Origin of the sequence: Streptomyces candidus, assembly GCF_014207445.1 — a bacterium.
In the GTDB taxonomy this organism is placed as follows: domain Bacteria; phylum Actinomycetota; class Actinomycetes; order Streptomycetales; family Streptomycetaceae; genus Streptomyces; species Streptomyces candidus.
This window is the reverse complement of the sequence record NZ_JACHEM010000012.1, coordinates 56,202-77,196: the sequence shown is the minus strand read 5'-3', so window position 1 is coordinate 77,196 and position 20,995 is coordinate 56,202. Positions and strand designations below refer to the sequence as shown.

The following is a 20,995-nucleotide window of genomic DNA, read 5'->3' as shown; positions in this document are numbered from 1 at the left end:
ACATCCGTGCTGGGCGGCGAAAGCGCCCCGCGCGCCCGAGTGCCGGCGCCCAGCGACAACCTCATCGACTCAACCGGAACAGCGAGACTGAGCGCTGTGGCGGTCCGTCTCGGCCAAGTGCCTCCGATACCAGTCGGCCGCATGAGTGAGCCATAACAGCGGATCGGGGGCGGGGGCGACGCCGAACGCGTTCCACACATCCTCGCTCAGGTACCAGTGGTCCTCAGCGAGCAACCGGAACTGACGCTCGCTCACCCAACCGGACCGTTCACCGAGCGCGGCCAGGCACCGGTCGAGCGGCCAATCCTCCGTCGGGTCCACTACAAGTCCGCGCGCGGCCAGCGAGGAGATCAAGTCGGCGATCGGCACGGGGCGCGGATGGTTCGCGTGAAAGATGCGTCCTCCCGTTTCCGGGGTGGGCTGTACGACCGTGATCCCGGCGATCAGCCGGGCCAGGTCGTGCACGGAGATCAGGGAGTGCAGTGCCTGTCCGCCGCTCCAGCGTGCAGGCACCCTGCGGAGAGCATCCGCGAGTGCGGGCACCACCCATCGGTCGCCTGTGCCGACCACCAGACCGGGCCGCAGCACCACCCCGTGGGCATCGAGGACCGACTGCTCGGCGGCACGACGACTTGCGCTGGTCACCGAAAGCGGACCGGGCTCCACCTGTCCGACAGCGACCCCACGGTGCACTCCGGCCCCGTACGCGGCGGCCGTCGACAGCAGGACCGTGCGCCGGATTCCGGAGCGCTCTGCTTCGCGCACCACCTCACGGGTGCCGAGTGTGTTGACGCGGTGACAGCGTGCGGGGTCGGGCCCGATGTACGAAGCGAGTTGCAGCAGTACATCACTGCCCCTGCACAGACCGCGCAAGGAGGGCGGCTCCGCAAGGTCGGCTTCGACCCACTCGACCCCTGCCCGCTCCTCGACGGCCGGGGCGTGGCGCCCTACGGCTCTGACCTCCACCCCGAGGCAGAGGAGTTGGTCCACCACGGCGCCACCGATGAAGCCGGTCGCGCCGATGACTGTGGCCCTCACGCGCTCTGCTCGGCCGACGGGGCATCGTCGATGACGATCGATCTCTTGATCTGCGGGGACGCCACGGACGGTAGGAGGTAGCGCCACAGCATACGGATCCGGGCAGGCAGGTCAGCCCGGTGGGTGGTGATCTGGGAGAAGAGCTGCATTCCGGTGAACGAACCCACCAGGAGCCAGGACACCTCGTCCACCAGCGCGTCGTGGGCCAGTTCGCCATGGGAGCGGGCGGCAAGCAACTGTTCGTCGAAGACCTGGATCCATCCCTGATAGGCCTCGTCGTCCTGCAGGCCGAACTCACCTTGCTCCACGGCTAGCCGTACGCCGCCACGCAGAACCGGGTCGACCTGCAACTGCCGGGCCAAGTACAGGGTGATGTATACGAGCCGCTGCAAACCGTCCGGGCCGCCCGGCAGTTCGAGGTGCTCACCTTGCTCGACCATCACGGCCTTGGCGAGGCCTTCCTTGGAGCCGAAGTGGAAGTAGAGCGCCCCTGCCGTCACGCCGGCGCGCTTGAGGATGCGGGTGATGCTGGCCCCCGCGTAGCCGGACTCGTCGAAGACCTCTGCTGCAGCGAGCAGGAGTGTGCGGCGGGTCTGTTCCGCTCGCTCCTGTTTCAGTTGCGCCATTTCTCTCACCTTCCCAAAAAGAACGCTCCTTACGTTATCCGAGGGCCCCCCGGTTTGAGCAAGTCCGTTTTATGGGCTTTGAGTTGCCAATATCCCCTAATCCTCTCGCAAGAAGACAAAGAGATTGCGACCCCTTGACTTAAGAAAACAAAAGGATCATTATTTTTGCGTCGGGTACACGGAGTGGGCCTCGGGCATCTCTGTGTAGTCGTCCGCAAATGACTACCGATCGTGGGGGCGGAAAGTTGTCTGTTTCGGTACTGGATCTTGAGACGCAGTCGGTCCATCAGTGGCAGGTGCACAAGCTTCGGGGTGAGGAAGTGCTGCTCAAGGCGTGGGCCGAGCCGTCCCAGGGGCAATACGTGATCACCGCACGCTGGCCGCAGGGGCACGGCTTCTACCGCCCGTCGAAGGGGGTGTACGACCCGCTGCTGCTCGCCGAGAGCGTGCGCCAGGCGGTGCCGCTGCTGTCCCACGCCGTGCACGGCGTTCCGCGGGAGTACAAGCAGGCGTGGGAGAACTTCAGCTTCTCGATCGAGCCGCTGGCGTCGCTGGTGGCCACCACCGAGGAGGAGGTGCGCCTCGTGGTGTCCTGCTCGGACGTGGTCCGCCGCGGCGCCAGGTTCGCCGGCATGACGATGGACATGGAAGTCCACCTGGGGGAGCGGCTGATGGGTACCGCTCACACCCGCTTCAACAACCAGCCCGCGGCCATATACCGGCGGTTGCGCGGGAGTTACGCGGACATCGGCGCCGCGCTCGCGCACTGCCTGCCGCCGGGCCCGCCCGTGGAGCCGCACCTGGTGGACCGGGTCTCCCCGGACGACGTGGTGCTCTCACCGGATCCGGCCGGTGTGCCCGGACAGTGGAGGCTGCGGGTGGACCCCGGGCACCCGGTGCTGTTCGACCACGCCGTCGATCACGTGCCAGGGATGCTTCTCCTGGAAGCCGCCCGGCAGGCGGCGCACGCCGTCGGCGACGGAGCTTCGGTGGTCACCGGGATGAAGACGGACTTCGCCCGGTACGTCGAGTTCGACGTCCCCGCCTCCGTCCTGGCCGGCGAGCCGGTCCGCGACCGCACGGGCCGGAGCCGGGTGGACGTGTCGATCGAGCAGCGCGGCGTCCGGGTCTTCAGCTCCGAGGTGACCGTCGAGCCCGCGATCGGCCTGTAGACCGTATTACCGGAAACAACGCAGTACGCAGCGCGGCGGGCGGCCCGTATCCCTTGCCAAGGGGGATACGGGCCGCCCGCCGTCGGGTCAGACCTGCACCGGCTCCGGCATGGCCACCGGCTCCGGCATCGGCTCCGGGAGCTCGTCGTGCATCGTGACGTCGACGTGCACCGAGGCCGGGACCGCGAAGCTGGCCTCGTACCCGGGTGGTGCGAGCAGCTGCCGTACCCGCCAGCCGAGCGGCTGGTTGGTGAGATCCAGCCGGTTCATGATGGCGGCCATGCCCTGGCCCGTCGCCTTGGCCATGGCCTCCTTGCGGGTCCACAGGCGGGCGAAGTCCCGGACGAGTTCGTCATCTGGACGCCCGCCCAGCCACTGCTGTTCCTTCGGGTGGAGGAACGGCAGGTAACCGGCGACGGATTCCGGGGTCGGCCAGGACTCGATGTCGATGCCGATGGTGGCCTCGGCGACGCCGATGGCGACGTGGTCCCCGCTGTGCGACATCGAGAACTCCAGTGCTTCGCTGTCCGGGCCCGGGTCGCGGATGGCCGGTCTTCCGTGTGCCCCGCCACAGCCGGGACACGGCTGCCGCAGGAAGCCGACGCTCCTGGGTGAGCAGCCGAGCGAGGACCCGAGAACGCTCCGCAGCGCCCAGTGGGCGAAGACGTAGGCCTCCCTCCCGGCCGGCTGCGGTATCGAGGCCAGCCGGCGCCTTTCCCTCTCGTCGAACCAGTCGGGCGGAGGCCCGCCGTCCGAGAGGTGCTGCCCTGCCGGAGCCCGGACAATCCAGATGCCGACCGGATCGCGGACCTCCCCCGGGGGTGCGTCGGACCACTTGAGGTCGTGTGTCATGTCGATACGGCTCCTGATGCGACGGGGACCCGGCCGGTCCCCGCCACGGGTCGGATCAGGCGGTGGCTGCGAGCAGCGACCACGGACCGGTCGTGGCGTACTGCTCAAGGTCCTCGTGGGCGAGATAGCGCCGGAATCCCGGCACCTGCTCCGCCGGGCGCAGCGATCCGCGGTGCAGCACCAGGCCGCGCACGCCGGTCCCGTCGTCGTGCCAGCACACGAGGGGAACGAAGTACTCCGGGGTGTCGCAGGTCTCCTGCACGGCGGCTTGGTAGCCGTACGCGGGCAGCATGCTCATGCGGCCGCACCCACCGCCACGCCCATGCCCGCGCCCTCGGACTCGGGGCGGACGCTGAACAGGGATCCGTACTCGGTGATCCGCGCGGCCGCCCCGCTTCCCCCGGCGAGGTGAAGCGCGTGCCAGAAGAGCACCTGGTTCGCGGTGAGTACGGGGAACCCGAGCCGCTCCTCCAGGCCCGCGATGGTGCCCACCGCGCGGATGCCGTTGCCGGCGACCAGTACCGCCTGCGGCTGGTGCGGTGCGACGGCTGTCTCGATCCAGTGCACCAGCGCCTCCGGTGTGATCAGTTTCTGGTTGCTGGGGAGGCCGCAGGGGGCGTGGTGGACGACGTCGAAGCCGCGCTCGTCGAAGTACGAGGCGCCCAGGGCGGACAGCTCGTCGTCGAACCAGGGCGGGTTGACGAGCGCGATCCGTTCGGCGCCCAGGGCGGTGAAGCCGGCCGCGGCGGCGTGGGTCGTGCCGGTGAGCGGGATGCCGCGGGTGCGTTCGGCGAGCCGCTCGAACAGCTTCTGCTCGCCGTCGGCGCCCAGGACGTAGGCAGAGCTGGTGAAGCCCAGGGCGATGGAGTCCAGCGGGGAGGCGGCGAGCAGCTCCACCGCGTCGTCGATGAAGGGCGGGTCGATGAAGGCGCGCACCGGGTCGTGCGGGATCTTGGGGTCCATCTCCCCGCCGGGGCGCATCGCTCCGAAGTGGACGCGCGAACCGTGCACGGAGACGTCGCGCGGCGCCATCGCCTGCAGCTCGGTCTCCGGCCCGACGTCCGCGTGCGGAACGACGACGCCGACGCGGGCGGTCGCGGCCCAGCCGTCCTCACGGGCCTGGAACTGCGTCATGGGGTGCCTCTCCTCTTCTGCTGTCCTGCTGCTGTGTCGGTGCGGATGCGGTGCCCGCGGCGGGGGTGGGCGCGCCCGGGGCTCAGACCGCTTCGTCGGCGAGCGAGCCGCCGCTGACGGTGCCGGTGCCGTCCTTGTCCAGGAACTTCGGGTGCTTGCGGCGCATGTTGCCCATCACGAACTCGTACGGGACGTCGTCGAAGTCGCCGTGGTCGGTGAGGAACTCCATGTTCTGCCGCCCCTTCGCGTCGAAGGGGTGGTAGAGGCTGTCGGAGCGGCCGTCGAACTCCAGCGGAGTCATGCCGTACAGCCGGCACAGGAGCTTGTTGAAGACCGGGGTCACCTTCATCCAGCGCCCGTTGAGATACACGGTGGCCAGGCCGTGGAAGAAGACGTCGCCGCCTATGTACGAGCGCAGCCGGTCGGAGGCGAGGTGGTTGCGGACGTCGCTGTAGTGCAGTCGGGCGGGGATGCCGACGGCGCGGCAACAGGCGGCGTAGAGGACGGACTTGTGCAGGCAGAAGCCCTTGCGGGCGTCGATGATGGAGGACGCCTGCAGGCCCTGCGGCGACAGGCTGGCGCCGTAGACCTCGTAGTGGATGCCGTCGCGCACCGCGTAGTAGAGGGCGACGGCGAGGTCGACCGGGTCGGCGGTCTCGCGGTCGACCCCGACCAGGGCCTTGTCGACGAAGGCCTTGACGGTCTCGTGCTCGTAGTCGAGGAAGTCGGTGGCCGCCGTGAGGTGTGCGCGGTCGTCGGCGGTCAGCTGCTCGGGGGCGGTCGCCCGCCCGGACGGGTCGGGCTGTTCGGGCACTGCCGTCGGTACGAACGCGGCTTCGGCGAGGGTGTCGGTCATGTGGGTGCCTCTCGTCACAGGCCCATCAGGGCGGCGATGCAGTTGCGCTGGATTTCGTTGGTGCCGGAGTAGATGGAGCCGGCGGCGGCGTTGCGCAGCTCGCGCTCGATGCCGGTGTCCGTCAGGTAGCCGCGGGCGCCGAAGATCTGGATCGCGTCCTGGGCGGTGCGCTGGTTGGCCTCGCTGACCACGATCTTGGTGATGGCCACGTCCGTCGAGGCGTCCTTGCCCGCCTCGACCTTGCGGCCGGTGTCGTACAGCCACTTGCGGGCGGTCTCCACGGCGATCTTCATGTCCGCCACCTTGTGGGCGACGGCCTGGTTCTTGCCGATGGCGGTGCCGAACTGCTGGCGTGTGGTGGCGTGTTCGACCACGCGCTGCAGGCGGTGGGTCATCTCGCCGAGGTTGACGGCGAAGGAGAAGAGGACCTCCCGCTTCATCACGTGGTCCATGATCAGGAACCCGGCGCCCTCGCTGCCCAGCCGGTTGCCGACGGGCAGCCGGACATCCTCCAGGAGGACCTCGCTGATGGGGGACGTGCGCAGTCCCATCGTCTCCAGCGGCTCGCCGACCGTCAGGCCCGGAGTGCCGCGTTCGGCGAGGAAGGTGCTGAGGCCGAAGGCGCCCGGCTTGCCGGTACGGACGTAGAGCAGGAAGAGGTCGGCGACCGGGGCGTTGGTGATGAACATCTTGCCGCCGTTGAGCACGTACTCGTCGCCGTCGCGGACGGCCGTGGTCCGGATGTTCATCACGTCCGAACCGTGGCCCGGCTCGGTGATCGCGTGCGCGGTGATGGCCTGACCGGAGGTGACGCGCGGCAGGTAGTGCTCGCGCAGTGCGTCGGAGCCGAACGCCTGCAGCGGGATGCCGACGCTGACGATCTGCGTGGACGCCGAGAAGTTCAGGCCGGCGTCCCGGCTGGTGTGGCCGAGGCCCTCCAGCGCCCTCATGGTCTCGGTGAGCGTCCGGCCGGAGCCGCCGTACTCCGGGGCGAAGGGGAGGGTGAAGAGGCCGGACCGCTGCAGCGGCTTCCACTTCTCGTGCGGGAACTCGGCGGCGCGGTCCCAGCGGGCGACGTCGTCGTTCAGCTCGTCCGCGTACGGGGCCGTGACGCCGTAGGTGTCTTCGGCTGTGTCTGCTGCCATGCGTGTTCTGCCTTGCCTTTCGCTGGGCGCCGGGCCGGCGCCGGGTGCTGGGCGCGGAGTGCGGGGCGGTGCCGGGGGCGGGTCCGCGGGTGTGCGGGCCCGCCCCCGGCGGAGCGGGTCAGTAGCGGGAGAAGCCGTCCTCGGACAGCGAGTGCTTCTCGTCGCCGCGCAGGGCCGGGCTGAAGACGGAGACCAGCAGGAGGTCCTCGTCGTCGGAGGCGATCAGGTGGTGGGCGTCGTTCTTGTCCAGGGCGTAGATGGTGCCCGTCATGATCTTGTGGTGGGCGCCGTCCGTGGTGACGACCTCGCCCGAGCCGCCTATGCAGTAGCAGGCCTCCAGGTGGCCCAGGTACTGCAACGCGCTGGAGGTGCCCTGGCGGACCAGCGTCTCGCAGACGGTGAAGCCCATGCCGTCGGCCTCGGTGAGCAGGCGGTGGCTGGTGCCGCTGCCCCACTCGACCGCGGGGACGTCGGAAAGAGAACGAACGATCATGGCGAGTACTCCTGTCATCGCTGTGTTGCGGACGGGTGTTGCTGTGTGCCGTGTGCCGTGTGCGGGAGCTGTGCGCGGGAGGAGAGGCGTGGTCAGACCGTGGCCGGGGCGGCCTGCCGGACGAAGTTCCGGATGTCCGCGAGGGTGCGGTAGACGTCCGGCTCCAGCGGTATGTCGTCGACGGAGATGCCGTACGTCTCGGAGATCCAGGAGATGAGGCGGACCAGGCCGAGGCTGTTGACGACGGTGCTCTCGATGAGGTCGAAGTCGTCGGTCAGGTCTTCGGTGTCCTCGCCGCCCAGGAATTCCCGGACGATGTACTCGCGGATCGGGTCGTTGTCGCCGGTGATCATCAAGAGGCTCCGTTCAGTTTGGTTTTCTTGATCGAATTACGGTCGGGCTTTCCGGTCTGGGTCTTCGGCAGCGGCGTGCCGCCGAGCCCCACGGAACTGGGCACCGCGTGCCGCGGCAGGTGCTTGGCCGCGTACGCCCGCAGGCCCAGCGAGCTCAGGGTGGTGCCGTCCCGGCGCACCACTTCGGCGTGCAGCCGGGTGCCGGCCTCGGGGCAGGGCAGCGCGACGACCGCGGCCTCGACGACGTCCGGGTGTGCCGCCAGGACGGTCTCGACCTCCAGCGTGTTGGTGCGCACGCCGCGCACCTTGACCTGGAAGTCGGTGCGTCCCTGGAGGAAGTGGCGGCCGTCGGCGTCGCGGTGGACGAGGTCCCCGGTGCGGTAGAACATGGCGCCGCCGCCGCGCGGGTCCGGCATGAAGGCGTGCGCGTTGCGGGCCTGCTCCAGGTAGCCGCACGTCTGGAAGGGGGTGTGCACCAGCAGTTCGCCGGTGCCGGGACCCCGCAGCACCTCGGTGCCTTCGGCCCCCTCGATCAGCAGCACGGCGTCGGTGCCGTCGATCGGGTCGCCGATGGGCAGCGGGTGCATGTACGCGTCCGGGTCGATGTCCTGGACGAAGCTGTCGTTGGTCTCGGTGCAGCCGAAGACGTTGTGGAAGCGGGCGGCCGGACAGGCGGCGAACGCGTCCCGCAGGCCCTGGTCGGAGACGGCCTCCCCGGTGAAGACGACCGTGCGGACCGCCGGATAGCGGGCGCCGCCCGTCGCCAGCAGCCGGTGCAGCAGTGGCACCCCCTGGACGAGGGTCACCTCGTTGTTCTGCGTGAGGTCCCGCAGGTAGCCGGCGTCCCCGCTGGCTCCGGCGTCGGCCAGGACGACGGTGCCGCCGGCCTGGAGCACCGCCCACACGTCGAGGAGTGCCAGGTCGAAGTTGAGCGGCGAGAAGCTCAGCGAGCGGGTCCCGCCGTCGAGCCCGAACTTCTCCGTGGCCCAGGCGCCGAAGCGGTCGAAGGCCTCGGTGCGGACCGGTACGAGCTTGGGCACGCCGGTGGACCCGGAGGTGGTGAGGGTCAGCAGCGACTCCCGCGGGTCGGGGGCGCTGAACCCGTCCGACAGCGCCGGGTCCGCCGCCTGCCGCGTCAGGACCGCGCCGCCGCCGGGCACCGCGACCGCCGACAGCGGGCCGTGCGCCTGGGCGGTGAGCGTGGCCAGGGCGGCGGCGCCCAGGCCGGGCGACGGGACCAGGGTGTTGATTCCCAGACTCCATGCCGCCAGTAGCAGAGCGACGGTCTCCGGCGACTTGTGGGCCGGGACGCACAGGGCACGTACGGGGCCGAGGTCGACGCCGTCGAGGTCCGTGGCGGCGCGGCGGGTCAGCCGGTCGAGGCCGGCGTAGGTGACCCGTTCGCCGGCGAAGACGAGCGCGGTGCTGTCGGGCTGTTCCTGCACGTGCCGGCTGAGTGCCTGCAACAGGCGTGGCGAAGGCAACGGTCCCCCCTCGTTGGACTTGGCTTCTTGGCTACGAGAGAGAACCTACGGGGTCTTTATATGCATGGTCAAGCAAATACTTACGAGGCTGGAGTGATCCAGGTCACCTCCCCGAGCGCCGGGAAGTGATCCCGCACATGCAAAAGACGGCGGGGCGCCGGGTCACCCCGGGCGCTCCCGCCGTCTGTCGAGACCGGTGTCAGGCGGCGCTGCGCAACGCTTGCACCGCGCGGGCGAACTGATCGTCGGCGCCCGCCGTGTTGAGGGCCGAGCTGAGGACGTCGGCGTACGTGGCACGGGCATCCTGGTAGCGCTTGCGGCCTTCCTCGGTGATCACAGCGAAGACGCCGCGCCGGTCGTCGGCGCAGTTGTCCTTGTAGGCGTAGCCGGCGCTGTCCAGCCGTCCCACCAGGCGAGTGACCGAGCTCTGGCCCAGCCCGATGTGGTCCGCGAGCTCCTGCATGCGGCGCTCGCCCTTCTCGGCCTGGGTGAGGACCTCCAGGGCCCGGTACTCGGACAGGCCCACGCCGTGGCGGCGCTGGAGGGTCTGTGCGAGCTGACGCTCCACGAAGGCGTGCAGGCCGAGAACGGCCTCCCACATGGCCTGATCTGAGGCGGCGCGCGGCTGCTGCTGGATCGTCATGGAACGACTCCCCTTCTCGATGTGATGAACAACAAGATACATGCCCATGCAATCATCTGGGGAGTTGCCGAACCCGTGAACTTGGGGTCCGTCCGCTATGTACTTGTAGGCGCAATCATTCGATCAGCGTCCCATGCCCTCCAGGGTGCTGCACGCGTAGGCGGCCGAGACGAGGGTCATGTGCCGGTGCCAGCCGGGGAAGGAGCGCCCCTCGAAGTCGAGGAGGCCGAAGTCCTCACCCATGCGGGCGATGGCGGTCCGCGCCCCCTGCGGCGAACGGGCCAGGTCCAGCAGCTCCGCCGGGTGGCGGTCGGTGATGTTCGTCAGCCAGATCCGGCCGGGACGTCCGGTGCCCGCGTCCCACTCGGCCAGCAGTCGGCCGGTCGCGTGGATGTGCTGACCCTCCGGGCGCAGCCCGCGCACCGGGGTGTCGTACGAGACGACCTGCCGGCCCGCCCCCACCGGGTGCCGAAGGCCCCGGCGCAGCAGCAGACCGCGCACCGACTCCCGTTCGCCGGGCGGCAGATTCGGGTCCGCGAGGGTGGTCTGGCCCGGGACGGCGAGGACGAAGGTGTGCCCGCCGCCGTGCAGCCGCCGTGTCAGCGGCATGGTGTCGCACAAAGCCGTCAGGTCGGCCACCACCGGTGCCGTCCGCCCGCCCGACCGCGACGCCATGTCCTGGACCAGTCGCAGGGCGTGCGCCCACAGCGGCCGGGCCTGCGCCGACGCGGGGATCTTCGCCCGGTCGCGCACCGCCTCGTCGCCGGTGAAGCGGGGCGGCAGGAACAGCTGCCAGTCGACCGGCACGTGCGCCTGTCCGGCGTCCAGGAACAGGCCGAGGCCCAGCTGGCAGTTGACGGTGCGTCCGGACTCCGGCAGGAAGCGCTGGTGCACTCCTGCCGAGTGGTTGCCGCGTTTGGGCAGCACCGCGGGCGCCAGGGTCCAGGCCCGTACGGGCAGTGACTGGGCGGCCCAGCGGGCCAGTTCGCCGCGCGCCGGGGCCCATTCCCAGGGGCTGGCATTGACGAACTGGTGCAACGAGACCGAGGCGGCCTCCGAACCGGTCACGACCGCCGCCATCCGTCTCACGGTCTTCTTGCCGTGCGTACGAAGCAGTCCCTGCAGATACACATGCCCCCATCGCTGCTGGTCGGAACGGTGCAGGTGACCGAACAGGCGGCGGGACAGATCGCCCAGCGGCCGGCCCGTCAGCATGTCGGGCGTCTCTTGCGTCGTCGTCACTGCAGGTCCCTCCCAGGTCGGTGGTTGCTCTGCACAGTAACAAACATAGAGAATGTTCGTTATATTTTCCATGGGGGGTTCGACTACTTGCCGAGGTTCAAGGAGAAGGCGCATGCAGGAACGAGCGGCCAGAACGCGCCGGGCCCTGATGGAAGCGGCCGCCGAGGAGTTCGCCGAGCGCGGCTACGAGGGCGCCTCACTCCAGCGGATGGTCTGGCGGGCAGCGACCTCGATCGGCGCGCTGACCTTTCACTTCGGGACCAAGAACGTGCTGGCGCAAGAGGTGCGGACGGCCGCGCGGGCCCGTTTGGGATGCTGCCTGGAGGATCTCGGGGCGGCCGACCCGATGCGGGAGCTGCGCACGCTCATCGGCCGGCTCGCCAGGCTGGCGTACGAGGACCCCTTCGTACGGGCCGCGCGACGGCTGGAGACCGACCGCCCCGGGGAGGTGCCGCCGCTGACCGAGACCTGGCTTCCCGTCCTGCACGGCCTGCTCGACCGGGCCCACGGTGCGCACCGGCTGCGTCCCGGAATATCCCCGGGGGATGCCGTGGCCCTGCTGGAACACCTGGCGGAGGGAGCCATGGCCGCCCACGGTGCGACGCGGGGCACCGTGCGCGAGGCGGACCGGGCCGGGGGGCGGGAGGCGGACTGGGACTCGGTCTGGGACGTCGTCCTGCACGGCCTCACGGCCGACGGAGTGGGAGGGGTGGGTGAGGCGGGGCGGAGGTGATGCGGGCCGAGTCCGTCCCCCATGCCGTGCCGGGACGGACCCGCGTCTGCTTGTGACGCCGGGCGGACCCGCGTCTGCATGTGACGCCGGACGGACCCGCGATTGCACGTGACGCCGGGCGGAACGCACGTCCGAGCGGAACGCACGTCCGAGCGGAACGCCGCGCGAAACCCGCGTCCGAACGTCGTGTCGGGCGGGACCCGCCCGCAGGCCGGTTCCGCCCGTTCCCGTCCGGCCGTGGCTCAGACGGCGCGCAGCGCCTTCGCCACAGCGCCCGCGACCTCGTCCAGGACCCCCGTGCCGGGGTCCGTCGTCAGCCGGCTGCGGACCATTGCGGCCCCCGCCGCGGCCTGCGGCCAGGCCTGGTACGCGACTCCGCCGGGCCCCTGGTGGCCGAAGGCGCCGGAGCGGACGGCCGGGTGGAGGCCCTCGTCGAGGAGTTGCAGGCCGCCCTCGCCGTATGCGCTGATCCCGCCCAGCAGCGGGTCCAGGCCCTCGACCCAGAAGCTCCGCGCCTGGTCGAGCATGCGGCGCGAGAGCAGGAGCGGTTCCTCGCCCGGGGCCCGTACGGCGTCCGCGGCAAGGACGCCCTGGAGCCGGGCGAGACCGCGGGCCGACGCGTACACGCCCAGCGAGGGGACGACGGCGTAGCGCCGCCGGTTCTCGCTCCACACACCCGGGTCCGCGGGGAACGGCGACGGGTTCTCCCACACGCGCGCGAAGAGGTCCGCCCCGCCGCCGTCCGCCCCGGCGCCCAGTGCCGGGAAACGGCCGCCGAAGCCCGCCTCGTACGAGATCCGCGCGGCCTGCGGCAGTTGGTCGGGGACGAGTCCGAAGTGGACGTCGAGGCCCAGCGGACCCGCGATCTCCTCCAGGAAGAACAGGTCGAGATCACGACCGTCGACCCGGCGGACGACCTCGGCGACGATCCACCCGGCGGTCCACGGCCCGTGCAGCACGCCGCCGGCCCGCGGGTCGTCCTCCAGGCTGTGCAGTTCGAGCAGCGCGGCCATCATGCGCGGGTTCTCGACGTCCCGCTGGTCGAGAGGGGCCGTCATGCCGGGGAGGCGGGCGGTGAAGGTCAGCACGTCCCGCAGTGTCACCGCCTCCTTGCCGCGCATCGCGAACTCCGGCCAGAAGTGCGCGAGGGGCCGGTCCAGTGCGAGCGCGCCCATGTCGGCGAGCAGCAGGACCGCCGTGGCCAGGATTCCGTGGGAGCCCGTCAGCACCGGCTGGAGGGTGTCGCCGGTCCACGCCGTTCCGGTGACCGGGTCGGCGGTGCCGTGCCACAGGTCGACGACCATCTCACCGTCCCGTACGACCGCCAGCGCGGCTCCCTGCTCACCGGGCGGGCCCGCGTCCAGGCAGGCCCGTTCGAAGAGGTGGCGCACGGAGGCGAACCCCGGTGCCGTGGTTCCGTGCACGCCGGTGTTCGTTACCCGCGACGGCGGGAGGACCGGCCTTACCAGAGAGGTCGTCATGAGAGAACTCCAGATGAGGTGCGTCAGGGACGGAGGTGCGGGGAGTGCGGGGTGCCGTGGCGGGATGTGGTGACTGGGGTGTGTCCGGGTGGCTCACGCCCTGGGGCGCGGGCCGGGAGCGGCTCACGCCTCCGGGGCGCCCGACGGGTAGGGCAGGAACTCCAGATCGGTCAGGTCCTGCTCGGTCAGGCGGAGCCGGTCGCCGCCGAGGTTTTCCGCGAGGTGCTCCGCCGCCCTCGTGCCGGGCAGCGGCACCACGTGCTCACCGAGCCGCAGCAGCCATGCCAGGGCGACCTGGGCGGGGCTCGCCCCGTGCCGGACGGCCACCTGGGAGACGGCCTGCGCGAGCGCGAAGTTGTGGCGGATGGCGCGCGGGGCGAAGCGGGGCTGGGTGCGCCGCCAGTCGTCCAGCGGCAGGTCGTCGAACCGGGCCAGCGCGCCGGTCAGCAGGCCGCGGCCGAGCGGGGCGCCCGCCAGCAGCGCGATCCTGCGCTCCACCGCGTACGGCACCACGTCGTCCAGGCCGCAGCGCGTGAACAGCGACACCTCGGCCGCCATCGCCGCCGCCTCGTGCACGGCCTCGGCGGCGCGGGCCTGCTGCACGGTGACGACGGGCAGGCCCAGCATGCGGATCTTCCCCGCCCAGACCTGTTCGGCCAGCGCACCCCAGCTCTCCTCCAGCGGGACGCCGGGATCGACGCGGCGCAGCAGGTAGAGGTCGATGTGGTCCACGTGCAGGCGGCGCAGGCTCTCGTCGACGCCGGCCCGCAGTTCCTGCGGGCCGCCGGCGGGCCGCAGCGTGCCGTCCGCGTCGCCGAGCAGGCCGCCGCCGGTGCACAGTACGACCTCGTCCCGGCGTCCGCGGATCGCCTCGCCGATCAGCCGCTCGTTGTCCCCGGCCGCGTAGGCGCCGGCCGTCTCGACGAGATTGACTCCGCGGTCCACCGCCTCCTGGACCAGCGATACGGCCTTGCTCCTGTCCCGCAGGGCCGGGGCGTAGCGGTACGAGAGGCCCATCGCCCCCAGTCCCAGCCTGCCGACGACCGGTCCGTCCCTGCCCAGTGTGGTGGTCCGCATCCCGAGAGAACTCCCTTGTCCGAGAAGGAAAGCAACCCCTTCATGGCAACAGGGCGGGCCGCGGAAGGACAGCAACCCGCTCCTACTTGCCGATCTCGGACGACTTCGGGATGTTCCGCCCGGCCGTCGGCCCGGCGCGGTCGGGGCCGACCGGCCGGCGGCGGACGGTTACTCGGCGTCCTGCGGGTACCAGCGGAGTTCGACGGTGTTGCCGTCCGGGTCCTGCACGTAGAGGGACTGGGCGGTGCCGCGGGCGCCGAAACGCGGAACCGGGCCCTCCAGGACGGTGAAGACCCCCGAGTCGATGACTTCCTGCCAGTCGAGCGGCTCGACGGTCAGGCAGATGTGGTCGACGTTGGACGACCCGCGGGGTCGGCTGAACAGGTCGATGATCGTGGTGGGCGTGACGCGGACGGACGGGAAGGGGACCTTCCCGTCGCGCCATTCCTCGACGCGGACGGGCTCCAGGCCGAGCGGGCCGGTGTAGAAGGCGAGGGAGCGTTCGACGTCCTGGACGTTGAGGACGAGGTGGTCGAAGTCTTTCACGTGCAGATTCATGAGGGGGAGTGAAGCGGGGCCGGCAGGGGGTGTCAACGGCGGGGCGTGGCGAGGCCCGTGGGGCAGTCGGCGCGCGTGGTGCGGTGCCGGGCGGTCGGTGGCGTGCGGGTCGCGGGGGAGGGGCGGCGGGGCAGCTCCTCGGTGCCGACCGGGGCTAGGCCGGGGGGCGTTGGGTCCAGACTTCGAGTTCGGGGCGGCCGTTCGCGGCGGGGAGGCGGTCGGTTCGGCTCCACAGCCAGGACTCGTACGCCGCCTTGGCCGCCGAGTTGGACGTTTCGATGACGGTGGTGACGAGTTCCGCGTCGACCCGGACCAGGAGGCGTTCCTGGAGTTGCCGGGCGATGCCCCGGCGGCGGTGCTCGGGGTCGACCATCAGCTCCGCGATGTTGAACACCCGCCCCGAATCGGCGAGTTGGCCCAGATCCGGGGCGGGGATGTCGTGACGTCCGTACCACCAGGAGCCCTGCCGGTCGGGGAGGTACCCGTAGACGCAGCCGACCAGGCGGGGGCCGGTGGTGGCGACCAGCAGGTCGAAGCCGGGGCGCTGGACGTCCTCCGCGAAACGGGCGAGGAAGGGGTTCCGGTCGTGGAACCGGGGGACCGGGGAGGGCGGGCGGTTCTCGGCGCACGAGTCGTCGGGCGGAGGAGCGGGGCTCGCCCGGTATGCCGCTACGTGCAGGTCCGCGAGGGAGTCGCGCTGTTGGTCGGCCTGCCACCTGCTCAGCCGACGGAAGAACACCCCTGCGCCCGACGCGCCGTGACCTGCGGTTGCTGCCATGTCCCCAGCCTGACAGGGGGGTGCGCGATGGGGAACAGCTCGTCGGGAGCGGGTTCCCCGCCCGGGTACGGGTGCGGGCTCAGCGTGCCGCGAGCGCCGTTTCGATCTGCTCGGCGACCTCCGGCGCGGGCAGCGCGCGGCCGACCCGGTCGAGCCCGCGGATCGTCACCTCGCCGAGGCGAAGAGTGGGGGTGCCGCGCACGCCGCTGCGCCCGAAGGCGTCCCCGACCGCCACTGCCCACGGTGTGTACGTCCCGGTGGCGACCGCCTCGCGGAAAGCCGGTGCGAGGAGGCCGACGGACTCGGCGACGCGCAGCAGCACCGAGGGGCTGCCGTAGGAGTCGACGCTCTCGTCGGGCTGCTGGGCGTACAGCGCGTCGTGCAGGGTCTTGAAGTCCCGCTGGCTCTCATTCACGGCGGCACCTGCCGCGCCGAGCGCCAGTGCCGAGCCCCGGCCGCCGAGCATGCCGTCGAGGAAGGCCGCGAAGTGGTACTCCACACGCAGCCTGCCCTCGTCGGCGAAGCGCCGGATCGCCGCCCCGGCGGAGGTCTCCACCGCCGCGCAGTACGGGCAGCGGAAGTCCTCGTACACGGCGAGGACCGGGAGCGGGCCCGTCGCCCCGTAGGGGACGACCAGCCCGGACTCACCGGTGGTGTGAGCGGGTGTGCGCAGCTGTCGCGGCGACGGGGACGTCTGGGGTGGTGACACCGACGACGAGTCCCCGGTCGGCTGGTGGGGCATGGGGAGGGCTCCTTTTCGGTCCCTCCCAGGTACGCACAGGGCCGCGGACCACGCATCTCCAGCCGGGGCGGGCGGGGCGGGGCCCGTGGCGGGACGGGAGCCCGGGAACCGGACGTCCGTCCCGCCTCGTTCGGCCTCAGTGGTTCTCGGCCTGGAACATCCAGCGCTGCTTCTCCAGCTCGGCGGTCAGCGCGATGAGGAGGTCCTGCGACACGGGGTCCGGCGCGTCCGTCGCGTCGATGCGCTCGCGCATCCGCAGGATCACGCCGCCCAGCGCCTCGACCAGCAGCGCCACCACGTCGCCGTCGGCGAGCCAGCCGCTCGGCGGCTGCGGCAGCTGGGTCAGCTTGCCCACGGTCGTCGCCCGTCCGTCCGGCGCGACGCCGATCGCGGAGGCCCGCTCGGCGACGGTGTCCGCGTAGGTGCGGGCGGTGTCGACCATCTCGTCCAGCTGGAGGTGCACCGAGCGGAAGCGCGGGCCGACGACCGTCCAGTGGGCCTGCTTGGCCAGCAGTGACAGGTCTATCAGGTCGACCAGGGCGCCCTGGAGGGCGTCGCCGACCGTGCGACGGGATGCCTCGGGGAGGGTGCCCTCGATGGTGGGGGCGGAGGTGTGGACGGGGGTGGGGGTGGGGGTGGAGGTGGAGGTGGAGGTGGTCATGGTGAAGGGATCCTCCCTGTGGATCTGGTGGTTCTGGTGGTGCGTGTTGTGGTGGTTCCGGTGTTTCGTGTGGTGCACGTGTTCTGAGGTGTACGGGTCAGGGGGCGCGCCCGCGGTGACCGGCGGTGGACGGACGTCCGTCCGTGGGGCGCGCCCGCGGTGACCGCGCCGGACGGGCGCCCCTCCGCGGTGGACGGACTCCCTCCGTCGAGGGCGACTCAGCCGCCCGTGCCGCCGCTGCCGAACGCCCCGCCGGACTTGTCGCCCCACTTGGGCGGTTCGGTGCCCTCGGCCGCCGGGCGGGTGCCCGCGTTGCCGTGCCCGCCGTTCCCGCCCAGCTGGTGCGGGGTGCGGCGTACACCGTCCTGCGGCACCTCGTTCGGCTCCCGGACCTCCTGCATCTCGCCCGGCGGGTGGTCCCGCTGCGGGGCGCGCGGCTGCTCCTCCGGGCGAGGCGCGGCGGGTTCGCGCTTCTTGACCCGGATGCCGAGCCACACCGCGCCGATGAGGATCGCCACGACGGCCAGCCCGACGAGGAAGGGGGCGATGCCCACCATCAGGTCACGGTTGGCGGCGAGCTCCGTTCCGGCGAGTCGGACGCTTTCGATGCCATGTGTGTACATGCGTCCCGGGTACCCACGGGGTGCCTGGGAATGCGGGTGCGACATGTCTCGGGGAAAGGCTCGCCCACGAGGGGTGAGCAGGGGCGGGCCGGGTTCGCCCGGGCGCCTGGGCGGGGTAGCCGGGGGGCGGCCGTGCGTTCCGCCTACTTGGCGTCGGCATAGCACTCCACCACCGCCACCGTGAACGGGAAGCGCACCGGAATCCGGCCGAAGGCGATGCGCCCGGCCAGCTCGCCGGCCGCGCGGATCGCACGGGCGACGGCGTCCGTCTCGTCCTCGGGGCAGTGCACGATCACTTCGTCGTGCTGGAGGAAGACCAGTTCGGCCTTCATCCCCGAGGTGTGGAGGGACTGCCGCAGGGCCGCCAGCATCAGCAGGGCCCAGTCGGCGGCGCTGCCCTGCACCACGAAGTTACGGGTGAAGCGGCCGCGGGCCCGGGCGTTGCGCGAGGCGTACCCCGGGGTGAACTCGTCCTCCCCCGGGGTGGGACCGGCGCCCCGCTCCTGCGGGATGCCCGCCTCGTCGTCGTCCCCGGAGCCGGGCGCGGGCGGGCACGTGCGGCCGAGCCAGGTCCGTACGAGGCGGCCCTCCTCGCCCTCGCGGGCCGCGTCGTCCACGTACTGGACGGCGCGCGGGAATCTTCGCCGCATGGCGGCCAGGTTCTTCAGGCCGTCGCCCGACGTCTGGCCGTACACCGCGCCCAGCACGGCGAGTTTGGCCGCCTCGCGGTCGCCGGAGAAGGCGCGGTCGGAGACCGCCTTGTAGAGGTCGCCCGGCTGCCCGGCAACGTCCATCAGGCCGGGGTCGCGGGAGATCGCGGCCAGGACCCGCGGTTCCATCTGGTCGGCGTCGGCCACCACCAGCCGCCACCCCTCGTCCGCGACCACCGCCCGCCGGATCACCTTGGGGATCTGGAGCGCGCCCCCGCCGTTGGTCACCCACCGGCCGGTGACCGTCCCGCCGGGCAGGTACTCGGGCCGGAAGCGGCCGTCGCGCACCCAGTCCTGGAGCCAGCCCCAGCCGTGCGCGGTCTGGATCCGGTACAGCTTCTTGTACGCGATCAGCGGTGCGACGGCGGGATGGTCGAGCTCCTCCAGCTCCCAGCGGCGGGTCGACCTGACCTTGATCCCGGCCTGCGCGAACGCCCTGATCACGTCGGCCGGCAGCTCCGGACGCACCCGCCGTCCGAACGCCTGGGACACCTGGTCGGCGAGCTCCGCCATCCTGCGCGGGTCGCCGCCGCCCGCGTACCGCTCGCCGAGCAGCTCGTCCAGCACCGCCCGGTGGACGTCGGCCCGCCAGGGCAGCCCGGCCCGGTTCATCTCGGCGGCGACGAGCATCCCGGCGGACTCGGCGGCGGTCAGCAGCCGCATCCGGCCGGGGTGTTTCGCCTCGTCGTGCCGCCGGACCTGGTCCTCGTACACCTCCAGCAGGGAGGCGAAGGGGACGTGCACCGGCTGCGGCTCGAACAGGGAGGACTGCGAGCCGGGCTCGGCGGCGCGCTGCGGGGGATCGGGCGGTACGGGGAGGTGGTGCAGCCGGGCGTGGGCGGCCGCCGCCGAGCGGGGCTCGCCCCAGCGGCCGGCGTGCCCCAGAAGGAGGAGTTCGGCGTCCTCGACGTCGTAGCACCGCTCGACGCGGACTCCGGCGGCGAGGAGGCGGGGGTAGACCTCGGCGGTCGAGCGCCAGACCCAGCGGCCGACCTCGGGGCGGGAGCGGACGGCTTCGACGAGGTCGGGCTCGCGGCGCACCTCACCGGCGGGTCGGCCGTCCCGCCGGAGGGGAACGAGCAGCGCCCCGCCGCCCGGCTCCTCGGCGATGGCCCAACGGTCGCTCATGTTTGCGAGTGTGACAGCCACCACTGACAACGGGCCGGAGCGCGGGCCGTGGCGGCGGTCCCGCCCCGTGGCCCTCGGGGCAGCGCCCGGGGCCGGGCGAGGTATACCAGGAGGGTGAGCCCGACCGAGGAGACACGACGTTGACCGACCGCACTACGCCGGGCCCGGACCAGGCCACCGACCAGGCGTTTCCCGGCGCCGACCGGGCGTTCTCCGCGCTGTACGGCACCGGCGACGAGGACCTCGACCTGGGCGCCTCGCTGCTGGCCGCCGCCCCCTGGCCGGACGCGGGGCGCGAAGTGCTGCGCCGCGGGGAGGAGTTCGTCCGCCGCGCCTGGGACCGCGGCTGGCAGCCCGCCGATGTCGCCCGGCTCGTCGCCCGCGACCTCAAGGAGGTCCACGTACGGCTCCTCGCCGACCTGGTGGCCGCCGAGCACCGGCGGTACGGGCGCGCGTGCGTACCGCCGCGCTGGCAGGCCCAGCTGACCGAGCTGGGCGTGGGCGGGCAGGTGTGGTGGAAGAGCGACGAGAAGTACGCCGAGGCTCTCGCCCGCCGGGAGAGGACCGACCGGTTCGCGCTGGCCACCGCGGTGCTGGAGCTGCTGCGGCTGCTGCTGCGGCTGCCCTCCATCGAGCCGGTCGGGCCCGCGCCGGGCGGCGCCCCGGCTCTCGTACGGGAGGCCCGGCCGGCCCCCGGCGAACCGCGCATGCTCACCCGTATCCGCGCCCTGCTCGCCAAGGCGGAGGCCACCGAGTACCCGGAGGAGGCCGAGGCGCTCACCGGGAAGGCGCAGGAGCTGATGGCGCGGCACAGCATCGACGAGGCGGTCCTCGCCGCCGAGGGGAACGGGGCCGCGGGCGGGCCGGGTGCGTGCCGGATCGGCGTGGACGCCCCGTACGAGACGGCGAAGGCGATCCTGCTGGACGCCGTCGCCACCGCGAACCGCTGCCGGGCCGTGTGGAACAGCGAGTGCGGTTTCTCGACGGTCGTCGGTTTCGAGGCCGACTTGGAGGCCGTCGAGCTGCTGTACACCTCGTTGCTGGTGCAGGGGACGGCCGCGATGACGCGCGCGGAGGCCGCCCAGCGGGCCGGGGGCCGCAAGCGCACCAAGTCGTTCCGCCAGTCCTTCCTGACGGCGTACGCGAGCCGGCTGGGCACGCGCCTGGCACAGGCCACCGAGCACGTGGTGGAGGAGTCGGCGGGCTCGCTGCTGCCGGTCCTCGCGGCGCGGGACGTGGCGGTCACGGACCGCGCGGAGCAGATGTTCCCGCGCACCACGTCCACGCGCGTGCGTGGCGTGAACGACCTGGCCGGCTGGGAGCACGGCACGGCGGCGGCGGACCGGGCGTCGGTGCACGGGACTCGGGAGCAGCGCGACCGTCTGACCCGCTGAGCGGCGTACGGTGCGCGGGGCCGGCACCGGTTACGCGCCCGCACCCACCCACTGCCCGCACCCCGCGCGCCT

At 71.9% G+C, this 20,995-nt stretch carries 23 protein-coding genes; 3 read left to right on the top strand and 20 right to left on the bottom strand.

What is annotated here, in order from left to right:
* Positions 1-69: 69 nt before the first annotated feature.
* Both HNQ79_RS22370 and HNQ79_RS22365 read right to left on the bottom strand, forming a co-directional pair.
* A complete protein-coding gene (locus tag HNQ79_RS22370; RefSeq protein WP_185033858.1) occupies positions 70-1,038 on the bottom strand; it encodes an NAD-dependent epimerase/dehydratase family protein in 969 nt (322 codons plus the stop codon).
* On the bottom strand, positions 1,035-1,664 hold the full coding sequence (locus HNQ79_RS22365; RefSeq protein WP_185033856.1) for a ScbR family autoregulator-binding transcription factor: 630 nt from the start codon (positions 1,662-1,664) through the stop codon (positions 1,035-1,037). The genes HNQ79_RS22370 and HNQ79_RS22365 overlap by 4 nt, the downstream gene beginning before the upstream one ends.
* Before the next feature lie 245 nt (positions 1,665-1,909).
* On the opposite strand from HNQ79_RS22365, the gene HNQ79_RS22360 reads away from it, so the two are divergent.
* Complete coding sequence (locus tag HNQ79_RS22360) at positions 1,910-2,836, top strand: ScbA/BarX family gamma-butyrolactone biosynthesis protein (protein ID WP_229923288.1); 927 nt, start codon at positions 1,910-1,912, stop codon at positions 2,834-2,836.
* Between the two features lie 87 nt (positions 2,837-2,923).
* Here the strand turns inward: HNQ79_RS22360 and HNQ79_RS22355 are convergent, their stop codons facing one another.
* The 10 genes from HNQ79_RS22355 to HNQ79_RS22310 all read right to left on the bottom strand — a co-directional run bounded on the left by HNQ79_RS22355 (position 2,924) and on the right by HNQ79_RS22310 (position 11,011).
* The gene (locus tag HNQ79_RS22355) at positions 2,924-3,688 is read right to left on the bottom strand and encodes a 4'-phosphopantetheinyl transferase family protein (protein ID WP_185033852.1); all 765 of its coding nucleotides are present in this window, start codon (positions 3,686-3,688) and stop codon (positions 2,924-2,926) included.
* Positions 3,689-3,743: 55 nt separating this feature from the next.
* A complete protein-coding gene (locus tag HNQ79_RS22350) occupies positions 3,744-3,986 on the bottom strand; it encodes a DUF6253 family protein (protein WP_185033850.1) in 243 nt (80 codons plus the stop codon).
* Positions 3,983-4,822, bottom strand: a complete 840-nt coding sequence (locus HNQ79_RS22345; protein ID WP_185033848.1) for a maleate cis-trans isomerase family protein — start codon at positions 4,820-4,822, stop codon at positions 3,983-3,985. Before HNQ79_RS22345 ends, HNQ79_RS22350 begins: the two co-directional genes overlap by 4 nt.
* 82 nt (positions 4,823-4,904) lie before the next feature.
* Complete coding sequence (locus tag HNQ79_RS22340; protein ID WP_229923289.1) at positions 4,905-5,678, bottom strand: transglutaminase-like domain-containing protein; 774 nt, start codon at positions 5,676-5,678, stop codon at positions 4,905-4,907.
* Positions 5,679-5,692: 14 nt separating this feature from the next.
* Positions 5,693-6,823, bottom strand: a complete 1,131-nt coding sequence (locus tag HNQ79_RS22335) for an acyl-CoA dehydrogenase family protein (protein WP_185033847.1) — start codon at positions 6,821-6,823, stop codon at positions 5,693-5,695.
* Positions 6,824-6,941: 118 nt separating this feature from the next.
* Positions 6,942-7,316 carry an ectoine synthase gene (locus tag HNQ79_RS22330; protein WP_185033846.1) on the bottom strand — a complete coding sequence of 125 codons (375 nt, stop codon included), beginning with the start codon at positions 7,314-7,316 and terminating at the stop codon, positions 6,942-6,944.
* A 92-nt stretch (positions 7,317-7,408) separates the two neighbouring features.
* A complete protein-coding gene (locus HNQ79_RS22325) occupies positions 7,409-7,669 on the bottom strand; it encodes an acyl carrier protein (RefSeq protein WP_185033845.1) in 261 nt (86 codons plus the stop codon).
* Positions 7,669-9,153 (bottom strand): AMP-binding protein, encoded by a 1,485-nt coding sequence (locus tag HNQ79_RS22320; RefSeq protein WP_221508037.1) that lies wholly within the window; start codon positions 9,151-9,153, stop codon positions 7,669-7,671. The genes HNQ79_RS22325 and HNQ79_RS22320 overlap by 1 nt, the downstream gene beginning before the upstream one ends.
* A 199-nt stretch (positions 9,154-9,352) precedes the next feature.
* Positions 9,353-9,796: a MarR family winged helix-turn-helix transcriptional regulator gene (locus HNQ79_RS22315; RefSeq protein ID WP_185033844.1), complete on the bottom strand. Its 444-nt coding sequence runs from the start codon at positions 9,794-9,796 to the stop codon at positions 9,353-9,355.
* Positions 9,797-9,919: 123 nt separating this feature from the next.
* Positions 9,920-11,011 (bottom strand): IS701 family transposase, encoded by a 1,092-nt coding sequence (locus tag HNQ79_RS22310; RefSeq protein WP_221508058.1) that lies wholly within the window; start codon positions 11,009-11,011, stop codon positions 9,920-9,922.
* A 139-nt stretch (positions 11,012-11,150) separates the two neighbouring features.
* On the opposite strand from HNQ79_RS22310, the gene HNQ79_RS22305 reads away from it, so the two are divergent.
* A complete protein-coding gene (locus HNQ79_RS22305; protein ID WP_185033842.1) occupies positions 11,151-11,771 on the top strand; it encodes a TetR family transcriptional regulator in 621 nt (206 codons plus the stop codon).
* Positions 11,772-12,013: 242 nt separating this feature from the next.
* Here the strand turns inward: HNQ79_RS22305 and HNQ79_RS22300 are convergent, their stop codons facing one another.
* The 8 genes from HNQ79_RS22300 to HNQ79_RS22265 form a co-directional block, all read right to left on the bottom strand.
* The gene (locus HNQ79_RS22300; RefSeq protein ID WP_185033841.1) at positions 12,014-13,252 is read right to left on the bottom strand and encodes a serine hydrolase domain-containing protein; all 1,239 of its coding nucleotides are present in this window, start codon (positions 13,250-13,252) and stop codon (positions 12,014-12,016) included.
* Positions 13,253-13,375: 123 nt separating this feature from the next.
* Positions 13,376-14,329 (bottom strand): aldo/keto reductase, encoded by a 954-nt coding sequence (locus tag HNQ79_RS22295; protein WP_185033840.1) that lies wholly within the window; start codon positions 14,327-14,329, stop codon positions 13,376-13,378.
* A gap of 168 nt (positions 14,330-14,497) precedes the next feature.
* Positions 14,498-14,887, bottom strand: a complete 390-nt coding sequence (locus HNQ79_RS22290; protein WP_185033839.1) for a VOC family protein — start codon at positions 14,885-14,887, stop codon at positions 14,498-14,500.
* 154 nt (positions 14,888-15,041) lie between these two features.
* Positions 15,042-15,665 carry a GNAT family N-acetyltransferase gene (locus HNQ79_RS22285; RefSeq protein WP_185033837.1) on the bottom strand — a complete coding sequence of 208 codons (624 nt, stop codon included), beginning with the start codon at positions 15,663-15,665 and terminating at the stop codon, positions 15,042-15,044.
* Between the two features lie 79 nt (positions 15,666-15,744).
* Positions 15,745-16,407, bottom strand: a complete 663-nt coding sequence (locus tag HNQ79_RS22280; RefSeq protein ID WP_185033835.1) for a DsbA family protein — start codon at positions 16,405-16,407, stop codon at positions 15,745-15,747.
* 136 nt (positions 16,408-16,543) lie between these two features.
* Positions 16,544-17,005 carry a Dps family protein gene (locus tag HNQ79_RS22275; RefSeq protein WP_229923306.1) on the bottom strand — a complete coding sequence of 154 codons (462 nt, stop codon included), beginning with the start codon at positions 17,003-17,005 and terminating at the stop codon, positions 16,544-16,546.
* A 281-nt stretch (positions 17,006-17,286) separates the two neighbouring features.
* Positions 17,287-17,691 carry a DUF6479 family protein gene (locus tag HNQ79_RS22270; RefSeq protein ID WP_221508036.1) on the bottom strand — a complete coding sequence of 135 codons (405 nt, stop codon included), beginning with the start codon at positions 17,689-17,691 and terminating at the stop codon, positions 17,287-17,289.
* Between the two features lie 143 nt (positions 17,692-17,834).
* Positions 17,835-19,529 (bottom strand): bifunctional 3'-5' exonuclease/DNA polymerase, encoded by a 1,695-nt coding sequence (locus tag HNQ79_RS22265; RefSeq protein WP_185033831.1) that lies wholly within the window; start codon positions 19,527-19,529, stop codon positions 17,835-17,837.
* Between the two features lie 218 nt (positions 19,530-19,747).
* Here HNQ79_RS22265 and HNQ79_RS22260 point away from each other — a divergent pair, with 218 nt between their 5' ends.
* A complete protein-coding gene (locus tag HNQ79_RS22260) occupies positions 19,748-20,923 on the top strand; it encodes a DUF2786 domain-containing protein (RefSeq protein WP_229923307.1) in 1,176 nt (391 codons plus the stop codon).
* Positions 20,924-20,995 lie beyond the last annotated feature (72 nt).